The organism is Aeromonas sp. FDAARGOS 1418, assembly GCF_019048585.1.
Classification (GTDB): Bacteria; Pseudomonadota; Gammaproteobacteria; order Enterobacterales; family Aeromonadaceae; genus Aeromonas; species Aeromonas caviae.
In genome coordinates this window covers 1,607,350-1,622,500 of record NZ_CP077387.1, presented here as the reverse complement: position 1 = coordinate 1,622,500, position 15,151 = coordinate 1,607,350, and the positions used below count along the sequence as shown (strand labels likewise).

Annotated in this window: 15 protein-coding genes; 10 read left to right on the top strand and 5 right to left on the bottom strand. The window is 65.6% G+C overall.

Features of this window, described 5'->3' with window-relative positions; genetic code table 11:
- Positions 1-156 precede the first annotated feature (156 nt).
- The 3 genes from I6L48_RS07850 (at position 157) to I6L48_RS07840 (ending at position 1,569) form a co-directional block, all read left to right on the top strand.
- Positions 157-717: a carbonate dehydratase gene (locus tag I6L48_RS07850; RefSeq protein WP_010672952.1), complete on the top strand. Its 561-nt coding sequence runs from the start codon at positions 157-159 to the stop codon at positions 715-717.
- Positions 718-863: 146 nt separating this feature from the next.
- Entirely contained in the window at positions 864-1,157 is a 294-nt protein-coding gene (locus tag I6L48_RS07845; protein ID WP_042015027.1) for a hypothetical protein, read from the top strand.
- A gap of 1 nt (position 1,158) precedes the next feature.
- Entirely contained in the window at positions 1,159-1,569 is a 411-nt protein-coding gene (locus I6L48_RS07840; RefSeq protein ID WP_113069678.1) for a DUF6515 family protein, read from the top strand.
- An 89-nt stretch (positions 1,570-1,658) separates the two neighbouring features.
- On the opposite strand, the gene I6L48_RS07835 is transcribed toward I6L48_RS07840, so the two are convergent.
- Together I6L48_RS07835 and I6L48_RS07830 are read right to left on the bottom strand one after the other, a co-directional pair.
- Complete coding sequence (locus I6L48_RS07835; RefSeq protein WP_254203235.1) at positions 1,659-2,978, bottom strand: ATP-binding protein; 1,320 nt, start codon at positions 2,976-2,978, stop codon at positions 1,659-1,661.
- Positions 2,979-2,992: 14 nt separating this feature from the next.
- On the bottom strand, positions 2,993-3,673 hold the full coding sequence (locus I6L48_RS07830) for a response regulator transcription factor (RefSeq protein WP_128274097.1): 681 nt from the start codon (positions 3,671-3,673) through the stop codon (positions 2,993-2,995).
- A gap of 148 nt (positions 3,674-3,821) precedes the next feature.
- Here I6L48_RS07830 and I6L48_RS07825 point away from each other — a divergent pair, with 148 nt between their 5' ends.
- Positions 3,822-4,979, top strand: a complete 1,158-nt coding sequence (locus I6L48_RS07825) for an efflux RND transporter periplasmic adaptor subunit (protein ID WP_216987924.1) — start codon at positions 3,822-3,824, stop codon at positions 4,977-4,979.
- Between the two features lie 2 nt (positions 4,980-4,981).
- The gene (locus I6L48_RS07820) at positions 4,982-6,931 is read left to right on the top strand and encodes a MacB family efflux pump subunit (protein WP_367949432.1); all 1,950 of its coding nucleotides are present in this window, start codon (positions 4,982-4,984) and stop codon (positions 6,929-6,931) included.
- A 223-nt stretch (positions 6,932-7,154) separates the two neighbouring features.
- Here the strand turns inward: I6L48_RS07820 and I6L48_RS07815 are convergent, their stop codons facing one another.
- Together I6L48_RS07815 and I6L48_RS07810 are read right to left on the bottom strand one after the other, a co-directional pair.
- A complete protein-coding gene (locus I6L48_RS07815) occupies positions 7,155-9,050 on the bottom strand; it encodes a PhoX family phosphatase (protein WP_216987922.1) in 1,896 nt (631 codons plus the stop codon).
- Positions 9,051-9,313: 263 nt separating this feature from the next.
- The gene (locus tag I6L48_RS07810; protein ID WP_042015034.1) at positions 9,314-10,222 is read right to left on the bottom strand and encodes an S-adenosyl-l-methionine hydroxide adenosyltransferase family protein; all 909 of its coding nucleotides are present in this window, start codon (positions 10,220-10,222) and stop codon (positions 9,314-9,316) included.
- Positions 10,223-10,372: 150 nt separating this feature from the next.
- Between I6L48_RS07810 and I6L48_RS07805 the strand changes: the two genes are divergently transcribed.
- Positions 10,373-10,834, top strand: coding sequence for a hypothetical protein (locus tag I6L48_RS07805; protein ID WP_103260778.1), 462 nt, complete (start codon positions 10,373-10,375; stop codon positions 10,832-10,834).
- Between the two features lie 7 nt (positions 10,835-10,841).
- On the opposite strand, the gene I6L48_RS07800 is transcribed toward I6L48_RS07805, so the two are convergent.
- Positions 10,842-12,068 carry a sugar MFS transporter gene (locus I6L48_RS07800; protein ID WP_216987921.1) on the bottom strand — a complete coding sequence of 409 codons (1,227 nt, stop codon included), beginning with the start codon at positions 12,066-12,068 and terminating at the stop codon, positions 10,842-10,844.
- A gap of 246 nt (positions 12,069-12,314) precedes the next feature.
- On the opposite strand from I6L48_RS07800, the gene I6L48_RS07795 reads away from it, so the two are divergent.
- From I6L48_RS07795 to I6L48_RS07780, 4 genes are all read left to right on the top strand, one after another.
- Complete coding sequence (locus I6L48_RS07795; RefSeq protein WP_216987920.1) at positions 12,315-13,223, top strand: LysR family transcriptional regulator; 909 nt, start codon at positions 12,315-12,317, stop codon at positions 13,221-13,223.
- A gap of 89 nt (positions 13,224-13,312) precedes the next feature.
- Positions 13,313-13,984, top strand: coding sequence for a CsgG/HfaB family protein (locus tag I6L48_RS07790; RefSeq protein WP_029313711.1), 672 nt, complete (start codon positions 13,313-13,315; stop codon positions 13,982-13,984).
- An 11-nt stretch (positions 13,985-13,995) separates the two neighbouring features.
- Positions 13,996-14,355, top strand: a complete 360-nt coding sequence (locus I6L48_RS07785) for a DUF4810 domain-containing protein (protein WP_010672939.1) — start codon at positions 13,996-13,998, stop codon at positions 14,353-14,355.
- The gene (locus I6L48_RS07780; protein ID WP_216987919.1) at positions 14,352-15,005 is read left to right on the top strand and encodes a DUF799 domain-containing protein; all 654 of its coding nucleotides are present in this window, start codon (positions 14,352-14,354) and stop codon (positions 15,003-15,005) included. Before I6L48_RS07785 ends, I6L48_RS07780 begins: the two co-directional genes overlap by 4 nt.
- Positions 15,006-15,151 lie beyond the last annotated feature (146 nt).

Below are 15,151 nucleotides of genomic sequence, written 5' to 3'. Positions count from 1 at the left end.
CAGGGAGTCAAAGAACAATCGCTCAAAATGGCCTTACTCACTGTGGGTCAGACCAGTAAAAGGTTTCCCCTGCCGGATCAGAGGCGTAAGCTGGCTCTCCGGCGGGCCTTCATGACGCGCCACGTTTCCCCGATTTCATCAGCAACAGGACGTAACATGATCCGCAAGAATCCCTCAGGTCACCTGCCCGTTATCGACGAATCCGCCTATATCGACAAGACCGCCATCATCTGTGGCAAGGTGATCATCAAGGAGAACGTGTTTGTCGGCCCCTATGCCGTGATCCGCGCAGACGAAGTGGACGAGAGCGGTGACATGGAACCCATCGTCATCGGCGCCAACTCCAACATTCAGGATGGCGTCGTCATCCACTCCAAATCCGGCGCTGCCGTCACCATCGGCGAGTTCAGCTCCATCGCCCACCGCAGCATCGTCCACGGGCCCTGCGAAGTGGGTAACCGGGTCTTCATCGGCTTCAACAGCGTGCTGTTCAACTGCCACATCGGAGAAGGGTCCGTGGTGCGCCACAACTCCGTGGTCGATGGCTGCGATATTCCCCCCGGCTTCTATGTCCCCTCCACCACCCGCATCAACCAGCAGAGCGATCTGGCGCAGATCCCGCGCGTCACCGTGGACGCCACCGAGTTCTCCGAGGATGTGGCTCACACCAACATCGACCTGGTCAGGGGTTACAAGGCGCTCTCCAACGAGTTTTGATCCGGCGAGCGGTTCAAGACACACAACGGGCGCCACGGCGCCCGTTGTCACAACTGTAAAGAGGGCGAAAAGAGGGTGTAAAGGTGGTTGAGCCGGGCGCACGCGTCGCGTTTGATGGGGGCGTTCCCATCAATGGAGTCATCATCATGTCACGCTATCCTGTCGCCCTTGCCCTGCTGCTGGGCACCACACTCCTTCATGCCGGCGAGATGCCGCCCCCGATGGGCGCCCGCCAGGGAGGTCCCATGACACCGCCCTCCTCCGTGCTCTATCACGCCAGCAAGCAGGGGGCGGATCCCCAGGCCCTGGTCCAGGCGCTGTCCAAAAACATTGATGCCGCCAAGCCGGATACCCGCTACGAGGTCACGGTCAGCGTGCGCGAACTGCCGCCCCAGCCCCTCAAACCCCAGCCCGCCGGTGCACCGCTCAAGGGACAGTGAAATGAGTCTGCACCGCCCTTCACTCTGGCTGCTTGCCATGGCCATCGCCCTGCCCGCCATGGCGGGTCCGGGGAACATGGGCAGACCGGGCGGATGGGAGAGCCCTGCCCCGCAGTACGGCCATGGGGCTGGCACCGGCTTCGGCCACCCCGTCGACCGGCTGCCGGGAGGGGTGGAAACCTTGCTGCTGGCAGGGCTCACCTACTATGTGCTCGACGGCATTTTCTACCGCCGGCAGGAGAACCACTATGTGGTGGTCTCCCCGCCTCCTCAGGTCCCGGTGGTGGCAGAGACAGGGCTCATCCCCCTGGATCTGGATGGCCGCCGCTATTACGTCAGGGAGGGTCACTACTACCTGCGAGAAATAGATGGGCGCTACACCGAGGTGCCGCCGCCAGCGGCGCTGCGCTGAATCGCACGGAGGAACAGATACGAGCAGGGGGCCTTGGCCCCCTCTTTCATTTCTGGGGTTTTACCCCACTCGGGTCTGAGCCGCGTACCTCAGGAGGGCTCATGCAGGGGCAGCGTCATGGTCACTCTCAGCCCCCCCTGTGCGCGATTGCGCGCCTGGATGGTGCCGCCCTGCAGAATCACCGCCTTGCGGGCGATGGCGAGCCCGAGCCCGTAGCCCTTGCCCATGCCGGGTGAGCCGATGCGCACGAAGGGGTCGAAGATCCCCGCCAGCTTCCCCTCCTCCACCCCGGGCCCCCGATCGGCGATGGAGAGCTGCACCTCCTGGCCCAGGCGCAGCAAGCGAACACTCACCATCTGGCCCGACTGCGAGAAACGCAGGGCGTTGCGCACCACGTTCTCCACGGCGCGGCGCACCAGCTCCGCATGCCCCAGCAGGAGGCAACCCTCCCCCAGCGCCGCCTCGAGCCCTATCTCGACCCCGGATTGCTGGGCTTCGAACCTGGCATCCTGGACAATCGTCTCCACCAGCGCCAGCAGGTCGTAGTGGCTCTGCTCAAGCCCGTGGCCCTGCTCGGCACGGGAGAGGGTCAGCAGCTCCCCTATCATCCTGTCCATCCGCTCCGTCTCGAGCCGGATCCGCGCCAGGGCGTCGCTTGCCTTCTCCGGGCGCTGCTCCGCCAGGCCGATGGCCATCTGGATGCGGGCCAGGGGGGATCGCAGCTCGTGGGAGACGTCGTGAAGCAGTTGCTCGCGCCCCTCGACCAGTTGCTGCAACCGCTCCACCATGAGATCGAACTCCTTCGCCACCTCCGTCAGCTCGTCCCGGCGCCAGCGCAGAGCGGGCCAGAGTCTGACCCCCAGGTCCCCCCTGGCTACCCGAACGAAACTGCGCCGCAGGGCGTTCATGGGCCGGGTCAGGTGCAAGGCGAACAGAATGCTGAACAAGAGTCCCCCCAGGCCGCCAATCCAGAGCATGGGCGGGGGAATGTTGAGCCAGGAGAGGGGGCCGGGGGCCGGCCCGCCGGGGAGGACGCGCGGGTCCGCTCTGGTCTGCAGCAGATAGGTCTGCCCGTCGTTGGCGATCACGGTGCGCGTCAGCACGACGCCGGGGCCCGGCTCCCCGGGGGCAGGCGGCCTGGATGCCCGGGGCGCTGGCCGGGGAGGCGCATCGGAAACATCGAGGAGTGTTATCTGCAGCAACGGCGGCGACATGGCCTGACTCAATGCCGTCGCAGCCTCGATCCCCCCCTTTGCCAGCACGGCTGCCGCCATCTCCAGATGCTGGCTCGCCAACTGCTGGGCCAGGTGCTCTTCCGGGGGGGCACGCTCGGCACGAAAACCGAGCCAGAGCAGTTGGCTGACCAGCACGATGGCCAGCCAGAACCCCAGCAGAATCTTCCAGAACAAACGTCCCTTGAGGATCACCGTATCTTGTACCCTATGCTGCGCACCGTCTCGATGGTGACGGCCTCCCCCGCCTTCTGCTGCAGTTTCTGCCTCAGGTTGCAGATGTGCACATCGACGCTGCGATCATAGGCCTCCCGCGGGCGCCCTACCCCTTGCAGGGAGAGGGTGTCCTTGGTGACCACCTGCTCCGGTGCTCGCACCAGCAACACCAGCATGTTGAACTCGGTGGCGGTCAGCTCCAGCGGCTCCCCCTGCCAGAGACAGACCCGGTTGGCCGGGGTGACCGTCAGATCCCCCAGGATGAGGGCATCCGGCGAGGGGGTTGCGCTCCCCCCCTCGTTGACCCGCCGCAGAACGGCCCGCAGCCGGGCCACCAGCTCCCTGGGGTAGCAGGGTTTGGGCACATAGTCATCGGCCCCCATCTCCAGTCCCACCACTCGATCCACGTTGTCCCCCTTGGCGGTCAGCATGATGATCGGCAGGCGGCTGCGCTGGCGCACCTGGCGCAGCACCTCGGTGCCGCTCAAGTCGGGCAGCATCACATCCAGCAGCAGGGCGCTGTAACGGCCGGAGAGGGCATGGTACACACCTTCCCCTCCGGTCAGCACCTGGGTGGTATCAAACCCTTCTCCCCCCAGGTATTCACTCAACATGGCGCCCAGTTCGGCATCGTCATCCACCAGCAGGATCTTCATATGCGGTCTCCCTTGTCGGCGGCCATTTTCGCCGCTTGCCACGCACTTGGCAGCCATTTTTACGAAACCCTTACGCTTGGCGCAAAGAGCCTTAACCCGGCTCTGGGGTAGAGTGCCGCCGTGATCGTCATTCAGGATACAGGTTGTCATGCCCACGTTCTCCCCTCGTCTCTTCTGGCTGCTGCCCCTGTGCGCCCTCGCCCTGTTGCTGGCCTGGCGCCCCCAAGCCAAGGCACCCGCCAGCGACTACATCACCGCCAGTGCCGAGACCCGGGATCTGGAGCAGCTCATCATGGCGGACGGCACCCTGAAGGCGCGCAAGCAGGTGAGCGTGGGCGCCCAGGTGTCGGGCCAGATCAAGAAACTGCACGTGACTCTGGGGCAGGAGGTCAAACAGGGGGAGCTGCTGGTCGAGATAGACGATCTGCCCCAGCAGAACGCCCTCAAGGATGCCCTGGCCCAGCGCGACAACCTCCAGGCCCAGCTGGATTCCAAAGAGGCCACCCTTCGCAATGCCCGCCTGGCATACCAGCGCCAGCAGCAGATCGTCGCAAGAGGCCTTGGCAGCACGGCCGACCATGACAGCGCCAAGGCGACCCTGGACGAGACCCTGGCCGATATCCGGGCCCTCAACGCCCAGCGGGTGCAGGCCGAGATCGCGGTGGACACAGCCCGGGTCAACCTGGGGTATACCCGGATCCTGGCCCCCCTCTCCGGTACCGTGGTGGCCATGCCGGTGGAGGAGGGGCAGACCCTCAACGCCAGCCAGAGCACCCCTACCCTGCTCAAGATTGCCCAGCTCGACACCATGACGGTGGAGGCCAGGATCTCCGAGGCCGACGTCATCAACGTCCGGGTCGGCATGCCGGTCTATTTCACCATTCTTGGCAACAGCCAGCGCCGCTTCGAGGGATCCCTGCGGGCCATCGAGCCCGCCCCCGACACCATCAATGACGACGACACCACCAGCAGCAGCGACAGCAGCGCCATCTATTATCACGGCCTGTTCGAGGTGCCCAACCAGGACGGTCAGCTCAGGATCAGCATGACGGCCCAGGTCTATCTGGTGGTCGCCCGGCTCAAAGATGCGCTGGTGATCCCGGCCATCGCCCTGCAGGGGGATCAGGTCAGGGTGGTCGACAACGGAGGCAAGATCAGCCTGCGCCGGGTCAAGGTCGGCCTGAACAACAAGGTGGATGCCCAGATCCTGTCGGGCCTGAGCACCGGTGAGCGGGTCATCGTCAGCGAAGTGAGCGCAGGCCAGAGCGACGCCGCCGGGGGCATGCCGCCCCCCATGGGGATGTGACCATGGGCGCCTTGTTGCAACTGAGGGGCATCCGCCGCCACTTCAAAGAGGGTGAGCGCACCGTCACCGTGCTCGATGGCATCGATCTGGCGATCGCCCGTGGAGAGATGGTGGCCATCGTCGGCGCTTCGGGCTCCGGCAAATCCACCCTGATGAACCTGCTGGGCTGCCTGGATCAGCCGAGCGAGGGGGCCTATCTGGTGGCCGGGCGCGACACTGCCACCCTCAGCCGGGACGAGCTCGCCGCCCTGCGCCGGGAGCACTTCGGCTTCATTTTCCAGCGTTATCACCTGCTGGCAGATCTCGACGCCCACACCAACGTGGAGGTGCCCGCCCTCTACGCCGGTCTGGATCCGGCCACGCGACGCCAGCGGGCCGAGGCCCTGCTGACCCGCTTCGGCCTCGCCAGCCGGCTCGAACACAAGCCAAGCCAGCTCTCCGGCGGCCAGCAGCAGCGGGTCAGCATCGCCCGGGCCCTCATCAACGGCGGCGAGGTGATCCTGGCCGACGAGCCGACCGGGGCCCTCGACAGCCAGAGCGGCGCCGAGGTGATGGCGAGCCTTCAGGCCCTGCATCGCCAGGGCCACACCCTGGTGATCGTCACCCACGACATGGACATCGCCCGCCACGCCGAGCGGATCATCGAACTGAAAGATGGCCGGGTGATCACCGATCGCCGCTCGCGCGAACCACAGGCCCTTTCCCAGGCGACCCAGACCGCCACCAAGACGTCCGCCAGGGGGAAGGCCCCGCTGATGGCGGGGCTCGGGAATGCCCTGCAGATGGCCCTCAAGGCCATGGTTGCCCAGCGTCTGCGCACCTTTCTCACCATGCTCGGCATCATCATAGGTATCGCCTCGGTGGTGACCGTGGTGGCCCTCGGCCAGGGCTCCCGGGAGCGGGTGCTGGAGAACATCAACGCCATGGGCACCAGCACCCTGGAGGTGTTCCCCGGCCGCGGCTTCGGGGACATGCGCTCCGCTACCATACAGACGTTGCGGATCGGGGACGCCGAGGCCATCGCCCGGCTGGACTACGTGCACAGCGTCACCCCCAGCCTCAGCACCAGCGCCACCCTGCGCCTTGGCAGCACCGCCGTCTCCGGCACCATCAACGGCGTCGGCGCCCAGTTCTTCCAGGTCAGGGGCTATCGCCTGGCCCAGGGCATGGGCTTTGATCGCCAGAGCGAGGAGAGCCTGGCCCAGGAGGTGGTGATCGACGAGCACACCCGGGACAAGCTGTTCGCCCCGACCCAGTCCCCCCTGGGCCAGGTGATCCTGCTGGGGGATCTGCCCTGCCGGGTGATCGGGGTCGCCATCAAGAACCAGAGCGGCTTTGGCAGCGACGAGACCCTCAACGTCTGGATCCCTCATACCACCGCCATGAGCCGCCTGCTGGGGCAGAGCCATCTGCGCAGCATCAGCGTGCGGGTACGGGACGAGGTGAGCCTGGACGCCGCCCAGGATGGCATCAGCCGCCTGCTCACCCTGCGCCACGGCAGCCAGGACTTCTTCCTGCTCAACACCGACAGCATCCGCCAGACCATCAGCCAGACCAGCGCCACCCTGACCACGCTGATCGCCCTCATCGCCCTCATTTCCCTGATCGTCGGGGGCATAGGGGTGATGAACATCATGCTGGTCTCGGTCACCGAGCGCACCCGGGAGATAGGGGTGCGGATGGCGGTCGGCGCCCGGACCCGGGACATCCAGCAGCAGTTCCTCATTGAAGCCGTGCTGATCTGCCTGCTGGGGGGCGTGCTCGGCATTGCCCTCTCCCTGGTGCTGGGCCAGCTGTTCGACCACTACAGCAGCGGCGTCCGGATGAGCTACTCCCTTGCCGCCATGGGGGTGGCCTGTCTTTGCGCCAGCCTGATCGGGGTAATATTCGGCTTCGCCCCGGCCCGCCGGGCCGCCAGGCTGGATCCCATCCACGCACTGGAGCGCGAATAGCCCGCATTGACGCCGAGGTGACGCCACTCACCCCGACACCGGATCGGGGGCCGATGCCCGGCCCCGCCACCAAGCCTGAACGCCCGCACTTCTTCCCTGAATGCGCGGGTTCTTTGACCGGGTCCCGTACCCGGTCTTTTTTTGTCTCCCGCCCGCCATACCCGCAAAAAAGCCGCCCGAAGGCGGCTCTTGTCATCACGGGCCAGGCGGTGATCCCGGGCCATCAGGCGCCGATGATGCCGCCATCGTCCCGGGTGATGCGCAGCACGGCGGAGCGGGGAATGGCGCTGCCGCCGTCCGGGAAATGGGAGGGAGCCCCTTCCTCACCCGGGTGCTGCACCCCGACGAACAGGGTGCGCCAGTCCGGGCTGAAGGTGAGGCCCGTTATTTCGCAGGCCACGGGGCCGGTCAGGAAGCGGCGCACCTCGCCGCTCGCGGGATCGGCGCACAGCATCTGGTTGTTGCCCATGCCGGCAAACTGCTTCTCGTTGGAGTAATCGCCGTCGGTCTGGATCCAGAGCCGCCCCGCCTCGTCGAAGCCGATGCCGTCCGGACTGTTGAACATGTTGTCCGGATGGATGTTGGCACTGCCCGCCATCAGCCCCTCCTTGTGCACGCCAGGGTTGCCCGCCAGCAGGAAGAGATCCCACTCGAAGCTGTCGCTCCCGTGATCGTCCCCCATCGGGCGCCAGCGGATGATCTGGCCATAGGGGTTCTCGGCCCTGGGGTTGGCGCCATCGAGAGGTTGGTTCTCCTTGATGCCGCGGTTCTTGTTGTTGGTCAGGGTGCAGTAGACCTCGGCCCTGTGGGGATGCACGGCCACCCACTCGGGCCTGTCCATGGTGGTGGCGCCGAGCCGGGTCGCCGCCTCCCGGGCGAAGATGAGCACCTCCCCCTGATCGGCGAAGCCGTTCTCCCGGGTCAGACCGTGCTCGCCGTGCACCAGGGGCAGCCACTGGCCGGTGCCCTTGAGCTCCCCCTCCCTCGCCTCGAAGCGAGCCACATAGAGGGTGCCCTCATCCAGCAGATCCCGGTTCGCAGGATCGTTGCCCGGCGCCACCTTGTTCTTCGAGACGAAGCGGTAGATGTGCTCCCCCCGCTCGTCGTCGCCGAGGTAGACCACGGCGCGGCCATCCTGGTTGATGGTGAAGGCCGCATTCTCATGCTTGAAGCGGCCAAGGGCGGTACGCTTCTTCGGGGTGGAGGCGGGATCGCGGGGATCGATTTCCACCACCCAGCCGAAGCGGTGCGGCTCCTGGGGATGCTTCGCGAGATCGAAGCGCTCGTCGAACCTGTGCCAGCCAAAGCCAGCATCCTCGGCGGCCAAGCCGTAGCGGGCGGCGCGCGGGTCCAGCACCGGCTTGCCCTCGCTGCCGAAGTAGCCGTTGAAGTTCTCCTCGCAGGTGAGGTAGGTGCCCCAGGGGGTCTGGCCATTGGCGCAGTTGTTGAAGGTGCCAAGGGCGGTGCGCCCCTCGGGATCGGCCTGGGTCTTGAGCAGGGCATGGCCCGCCGCCGGGCCGCTCAATGTCATGGGGGTCGTGGCGGTGATGCGGCGGTTGAGGGCCCCCCTGGGGTTGGCCTGCCACTTGCCATCGATGCGCACCAGCTCCACCAGGGAAACCCCGTGGGCCGCCTGGGCCTTGGCGACAGCCTCTGCACTGAGGGTCTTGCCACCATCTTCAAACAGGTATTCGTAGTTGGTGTATTCGTTGTTGACGGCGAGCAGGGCGCGATCCGGGCCCAGGGAGAAGAAGCTCATGCCGTCGTTGTTGTCGCCAAACTGGCGGGCCTGGGCCTTGGCGTCGTTGCTTTGGGCAAAGGCGGGGGCATCGGGGAAGAGGGCATCTCCCCAGGCGATCAGCACCTCGGCCTTGTAGCCGGGCGGCACCACTATGGTGTCGGCCACCGAGGCGGGCACGGCCTGGAAGCCAAGCAGCGGCCGGGTGGCGGCAGCCACGGCCTGGGCCACGGGGCTCGCGGCAAAGAAGGCCACCATGCTGGCGGCGCCCACCCCTTTGAGGAAGCCACGGCGGCTCAGGCCCGCCTCGATGAGGCGGTTGAATGCCGGCTCCTGCTCGCGGGGGTGGTTGGCACTGTCTTTCTCGTCAAAACGGCTCATCGGCTTTTCCTTGTTATCTCGGCGCAATCATTGCGTCATCACGGCGTCCGGCCACAGCATGGCAGCGCTTTATTAAGCAAGGATGACAAGTGATGAGATAACCGGCTGGCCCGGCAAGACGCCATCGCCAACGACAAGGGGCGGTGGACACCAGTCCCACCGCCCCAAGAGACACATCGCCGACAAAAGCTCTCCCCTCTATCTAGCCGCACGTCTTCAGACTGCTATGCCCGTTTGTACCGGATAGCACCCGCTGGCAGCGTCTAGTTGCACTTCTTCAGGCTGATATGCCAGTTGGCGCCGGATTGCACCTGATGTTTGGCGGCGAAGCTGTCCATGTTCAGCGCCACCGACACCTGCAACAGGCTGTTGAGGTAGACCAGGGGCTGGCCCTCCGGCACATCGCCAAAGCTGCTGACGTAGGGGGCCTTGCCCTCGTATTTCAGCGCATCCCCTTCGCTGATCCTGATGCAGGCGTTGTCCCCCTTGTGGATACCCGCCTTGGTCAGCAGGCTGTCGTCGATATTGGTCCAGACGTTGCCGTACTGCACGTCCAGGATCGGAATGGTGCCCTTGAGGGTACCGTCTTGCTCGGCCACCGCGGGCTGATAGGGGATGGTCACCACCTCGGCGGGCAGCAGAGGCCCCACCTGCTCGAAGCTGATGGCACCGGAGGCCAGGCGCGCGCCGGTGTAGGCGTAGACGTCGCGGCCGTGGAAGGTGTAGGACTTCTCGGAGCCCTTGAGGCGGTTGGTCTTCTCGTCTATCTGGCGCACCGCCTCGATGCCGAAGTGCTCCGCCACCAGGGTCAGGGTGCCGTTGTCAGGGCTGACGATGTAGTGGCCGCTCCTGGTCTTGAGTACCACCGACTTGCGTTCGGTGCCGACACCGGGGTCCACCACGCTGACGAAGACGGTGCCCGCGGGCCAGTATTGCAGGGTCTGATAGAGGCGGTAGGAGGCTTCCCAGATGTTGTAGGCCGGGATCTCGTGGGTCAGGTCATGGAGCGGCAGGGTGCGGTCCACCCCGAAGGCGACCCCCTTCATGGCCGAGACGGCGCCATCCTTGAGACCGAAGTCGGTCTGGAACACCAGGGCCTCGTTGGCAAGGGCACTCGCCCCCACCAGAGAAAGGGCGAGCACGAGGGCGCGGGGGACGATACGAATATCCATGTCAGGGTTCCTTTAAAGACGTTTGGACGTCCAGATTGCCACTCATGGGGATCTTTGCAACCCCTGATGCCCGAATGGGGGGCGAAATGACTCGCCAATCCGCCCCGTGCGGGTGTATCCATGGGGCATCCAACGCCGGGAGCACACCAGATGACCAGAGAGCATCACGACACCATTTTGCTGAGCCTGGGCAATACCCGAAGCCAGGTCGCGCTCACCGCGGCCGATGGCACCAGCCAGACATTTGCATTGACACTGGGGCTCGATGCCCTGACCCCGGGACCCTTTCGCCGGGATCCACCGACGCCCCTGGAACTTGAGCAAGCCATCATGGTGGTGGAGGATGTGCTGATGCCCCTCGCGGCACGGATCCCGCCCCACCCCGTGCTGCACCTGCAAAGCCCGGAGCCCCTGACCGAGGTGCTCGGCAACCGGGTGCAGAGCCGGGAAAACATTGAGCGGTTGTTCGGCCAGCTTGCCGCCATGGTGGAGGGGGATCCCCTGGCATCGGCCCAGTTGCCGAGGGAGAGGCGCATCGCCGCCGCCCTGCTGATCCTGCGGGAGTGGATGCACCACCTGGATGCCGGGAGCGTCGTCCTGGTCGATGGGTGATGCCCTGTCACACAGCGGGTTCGAAGCGCCGCCGAGACACCGCCCACGCCAACCAGAGGCTTGTCAGCGTGCTGCCGATGAAGAGCAGATCCAGCGCGACGCCAAGACCGGCCCCGTCGCTCACCCAGCCCAGCAACACGGGTACCCAGTTCGCCACATAGGCGATCACATAGAAGAGGGAGAGCAGCCGCGCGTGGCTGGCCGGGGGCGCGATGCGATTGATCAGGGTCGCACTGCCCACGAACACGGCCCCCTGGGCATAGCCCGCCACCAGCAGCCCGAGCCCCGCCAGCCAGCTGGGCAGGCCGTGAACGGCCCCGGCAAAGAGCAGCACGCACAGCGCCAGGGCCAGCACGCCGCTTTGCAGGGTATGGCGAGCATCGAGGCGACGGGCCCAGAGCTGGCAAAGCCCGGAGAAGACCAGATAGGCCGCGACAAGATAGCCGAACAGCCCCAGATCCGTCATGCCCAGCATCTCGCTCACCACCTTGGGACCCATGGCCAGCAAGCTGGCCGCCACCGCCCAGGCGGTGAAGAGCGCCAGGGCGCAAAGAAAGAACCCGGCCCCCGTGGCCCTGAGCCCCTCTCCCAGGGAGCCGCCACCCTGCCCGCTCGGGGCGGCCTCCGTCGCCCTCACCCCTTTGGGCCAGCTCAACACCAGCCCCCCGATGGCGCAGGCCGCCATCCCCAGGATCAGCAAAAACGGCAGCGTGGTCGGGTAGAGATCCTGCTGCAGCGCCAGCCCGCTGAACACGGGGCCAAGGGCCAGCCCGGCGGTGAACGATAATGTGGCGCTCAGCGCCGCCCGCTTGCCCCCATCCCTGGGGCCAAAACGCAGCAGCGCCACATTGGCGGCGCCGGTCAGGCTGCCCGTGCCAATCCCGGCCAGCAGCCGCGCCAGCAAAAGGGCCCAGAAGCTGTCGGCCAGGGAGAAGAGCAGGGCCCCGCCCCCGACCGCCACCAGGGCAGGCAGGATCAGGGTGCGCAGATCCGCCACGCGTCCCGCCAGGTTGCCCACCCCGAACAAGGCGATGAGCACGCCCCCCGCATAGCCGCCATAGATGAGGCTGAGGCCGAGATCGCTTAGAGCCAGCGCCGCCTGATAATGGGGATAGAGCGGGGTAGGCACGCTGCTGTTGAGCAGGGCCGACATCAGGGCGAGGGAGAGAAACCAGCGCAGACGAGGATGGACAACCTGACCTGGCTCGCAAGCCGGGACGCTTGAGACAGACATGGACACTCCAGTGGCAGACGAATGAAACCGCAATCGGGAGCGACATCATAGCGATCCCGTCCACCCCGGACTGCGGCAGTTCTGCATCACGCCGACTCAATCCTGCATCACGTCGAGGTGGCGCGCGCCCTTGGCCGGGGAGCCGCAGGCACGCACCGGACCCGGTCTATCCCCTTGTGCTGCCATCCCCGCTGGCATCTAATATTGCGGCGCCAATCGGGCGTTCTGCTTGAGTGAGGAGCAAGCATGATCAACTGGGACGATGCCCGCTTCTTCCTGGCCCTGGCACGGCGGGGCAGCCTGCGGCAGGCCGGACTCGAGCTCGGGGTGGATCAGGCCACCGTCGGGCGGCGGATCACCCTGCTCGAGCAGCAGCTGGGGGCCAAGCTGTTTATCCGCACCCCCAGACACTATCGCCCCAGCCCCCTGGGGGAAGCGCTGCTGCCCCAGGCCGAGGCCATGGCGCAGGCGGCCCTGGCCATGATGCGCACCGCGAGCCTGGGGGAGCTGGAAGGGGAGCTTTGCATCGCCACCACGGATACCCTGGCCCAGGGCTTCGTGCTGCCCGCGTTCAGCCTGCTGCGCCAGCGCCACCCCGGCATCCGCCTCAAGTTGCTGACCGCCGTCAGCGTGAGCGACATCCCCAATCAGGAGGCGGATCTCGCCATTCGCAGCGTGCGCCCCGAGCAGGGAGATCTCGTGGTCAAACGGCTCGCCACCATCAAGATGGGGCTCTACGCCTCTCCCGACTACCTGGCCAGGCGGGGCACGCCCCGCTCGGGTCAGGCACTGCAAGAGCACGACCTGCTGCTCTTTCCCAAAGAGCTGGTAGCCCGTCACTGGCTGAGTCTGTGCGGCGAACCGCTCCACGAACCCAACGTGGTCCTGCAGAGCAATGCCCAGCTAGTCCTGATGGCCGCCGCCCGGCAGGGGCTCGGCATTGCCCTGCTCTCCACCTTCCTCGCCGAAGAAGACCCCGCCCTGGTGCGCCTGCTGCCTGACCAGCACGATCCCATCGACATCTGGATGGTGCTGCACCCGGATGTGCAGAAGACGGGCCGAATGCGCGCCCTGGTGGCAGCCCTGGAGGAGGTGTTCCAGCCCCTGCAACAGACCCGGTCACCCGCCACCCCCTGTCAAACGCACAGGGATTGAGCGGGTATGCCCCCCATACGGGGCACTTTCTTCGCAACGAACCATGTTAGAGTCCGCCGCTGTTTTTTCCTTTGATAACGGGGCCTTACATGAAGAAGTTTGTTGTTTCATCCAGTGTCATCCTGATGGCGGGCTTGCTGACAGCCTGTGCGAGCGAGTCGTCGCGCACCCTGGAGGTACCCAAGGTTGCCTCCTATCAGAGCCACTATCAGGGCGCACGCAGCCCCATCGCCGTCGGCAAGTTCGACAACCGTTCCAGCTACATGCGTGGCATCTTCTCCGACGGCGTGGATCGGCTGGGCAACCAGGCGAAAACCGTGCTGATCACCCACCTGCAGCAGACCGGCCGCTTCAGCGTGCTGGATCGCGACAACATGGCGGAGATCCAGGCCGAAGCCGGGATCAAGCAACAGGCTCAGCAACTCAAGGGCGCCGACTACGTGGTCACCGGCGACGTCACCGAGTTTGGTCGCAAGGAAGTCGGCGATCATCAGCTGTTTGGCATCCTGGGTCGCGGCAAGTCACAGATCGCCTATGCCAAGGTCAACCTGAACATCGTCAACGTCACCACCTCGGAAGTGGTCTTCTCTTCCCAGGGTGCCGGGGAGTACGAACTCTCCAACCGCGAGATCGTCGGCTTCGGCGGCACCGCCAGCTACGACTCCACCCTGAACGGCAAGGTGCTGGATCTCGCCATCCGCGAGGCCGTCAACAATCTGGTGAACGGCATCGAGACCGGTGCCTGGCGCCCGGCCCAATGAGGAGAGACGAGATGACGCTGTTCCGTCCTTCCCTGCTGCTGGTCAGCGGCCTGCTGCTGAGCGCCTGCGCCCAGGGGCCGCAGACGCTCTACAACTGGGATCAATATCAGGGAGTGGTTTACCAGCACATGCAGGGTGACGACACCGGGGTCGAAGCGCAGATCGATGCGCTGGAGAAAAACCAGCAAGAAGCGAGCGCCAAGGGGCAGGCTGTGCCACCGGGCTTTCACGCTCACCTCGGCATGCTGTACGCCCAGCTCGGCAAGGATGCCCAGACTCGCGAGCAGTTCGAAACCGAAAAACGCCTCTTCCCCGAATCGGCCCCCTTCATGAACTTCCTGATGTCCAACAAGAAGGGAGAGACCCAATGACCCTGCGCACCCTCCTTGCCCTCACGCTGGGCGCCCTCCTCCTGGGCGGCTGTGCACAGGGCCCCGGCTACGACTACAGCAACTTCAAGGAGAGCAAACCGACCTCCATTCTGGTGCTGCCGCCGGTGAATCACTCGCCGGACATCAAGGCGGGCCCCAGCCTGCAATCCCAGATCACCTATCCGCTCGCCGAGTCCGGCTATTACGTGCTGCCGGTGGCGGTCACCAACGAGACGTTCCGGCAGAACGGCGTGACCGAGCCCGCCGACATCCAGGCGCTGCCCATCAAGAAGCTCCACGAGATCTACGGTGCCGATACCGCCCTCTACCTCGACATCAAGGAGTACGGCACCAGCTATCTGGTCATCTCCAGCGAGACAGTGGTCACCGCCAGTGCCCGCCTGGTGGATCTGCGCACCGGCAAGCTGCTGTGGGAAGGCAGTGCCAGCGCCAGCAGTGCCGAGCAGCAGGGCAATTCGGGGGGCGGCCTCATCGGCATGCTGGTGGTGGCGGTGGTCAATCAGATTGCCAACACCCTGACCGACAAAGGCCATGAAATCGCCGGTATCACCAGCGTCAGGCTGCTCAGTGCCGACATGCCCAACGGCATCCTCCATGGCCCCCGCTCGCCGAAATACCAGGCTCGCTAAGGCGCCCGTCACAATCCACACAAGAGGGCGCCATGCCCTCTTGTTTCAGTCGCCACCCCTTTTCCCTGCCTGACATCGCATGACGCCTCATCGTCTATCTTTTTGATATTGCTGGCTCATTTTTGTGCACACCCCATGGCGCCCCA

Bases quoted from the DNA above. Each gene is read 5' to 3' on its own strand.
- I6L48_RS07845 (WP_042015027.1), top strand. From the start codon at position 864: ATGTCACGCTATCCTGTCGCCCTTGCCCTGCTGCTGGGCACCACACTC.
- I6L48_RS07790 (WP_029313711.1), top strand. From the start codon at position 13,313: ATGAAGAAGTTTGTTGTTTCATCCAGTGTCATCCTGATGGCGGGCTTG.
- I6L48_RS07795 (WP_216987920.1), top strand. From the start codon at position 12,315: ATGATCAACTGGGACGATGCCCGCTTCTTCCTGGCCCTGGCACGGCGG.
- I6L48_RS07780 (WP_216987919.1), top strand. From the start codon at position 14,352: ATGACCCTGCGCACCCTCCTTGCCCTCACGCTGGGCGCCCTCCTCCTG.
- I6L48_RS07800 (WP_216987921.1), bottom strand. From the start codon at position 12,068: ATGTCTGTCTCAAGCGTCCCGGCTTGCGAGCCAGGTCAGGTTGTCCAT.
- I6L48_RS07825 (WP_216987924.1), top strand. From the start codon at position 3,822: ATGCCCACGTTCTCCCCTCGTCTCTTCTGGCTGCTGCCCCTGTGCGCC.
- I6L48_RS07820 (WP_367949432.1), top strand. From the start codon at position 4,982: ATGGGCGCCTTGTTGCAACTGAGGGGCATCCGCCGCCACTTCAAAGAG.
- I6L48_RS07815 (WP_216987922.1), bottom strand. From the start codon at position 9,050: ATGAGCCGTTTTGACGAGAAAGACAGTGCCAACCACCCCCGCGAGCAG.
- I6L48_RS07850 (WP_010672952.1), top strand. From the start codon at position 157: ATGATCCGCAAGAATCCCTCAGGTCACCTGCCCGTTATCGACGAATCC.
- I6L48_RS07785 (WP_010672939.1), top strand. From the start codon at position 13,996: ATGACGCTGTTCCGTCCTTCCCTGCTGCTGGTCAGCGGCCTGCTGCTG.
- I6L48_RS07810 (WP_042015034.1), bottom strand. From the start codon at position 10,222: ATGGATATTCGTATCGTCCCCCGCGCCCTCGTGCTCGCCCTTTCTCTG.
- I6L48_RS07840 (WP_113069678.1), top strand. From the start codon at position 1,159: ATGAGTCTGCACCGCCCTTCACTCTGGCTGCTTGCCATGGCCATCGCC.
- I6L48_RS07805 (WP_103260778.1), top strand. From the start codon at position 10,373: ATGACCAGAGAGCATCACGACACCATTTTGCTGAGCCTGGGCAATACC.
- I6L48_RS07830 (WP_128274097.1), bottom strand. From the start codon at position 3,673: ATGAAGATCCTGCTGGTGGATGACGATGCCGAACTGGGCGCCATGTTG.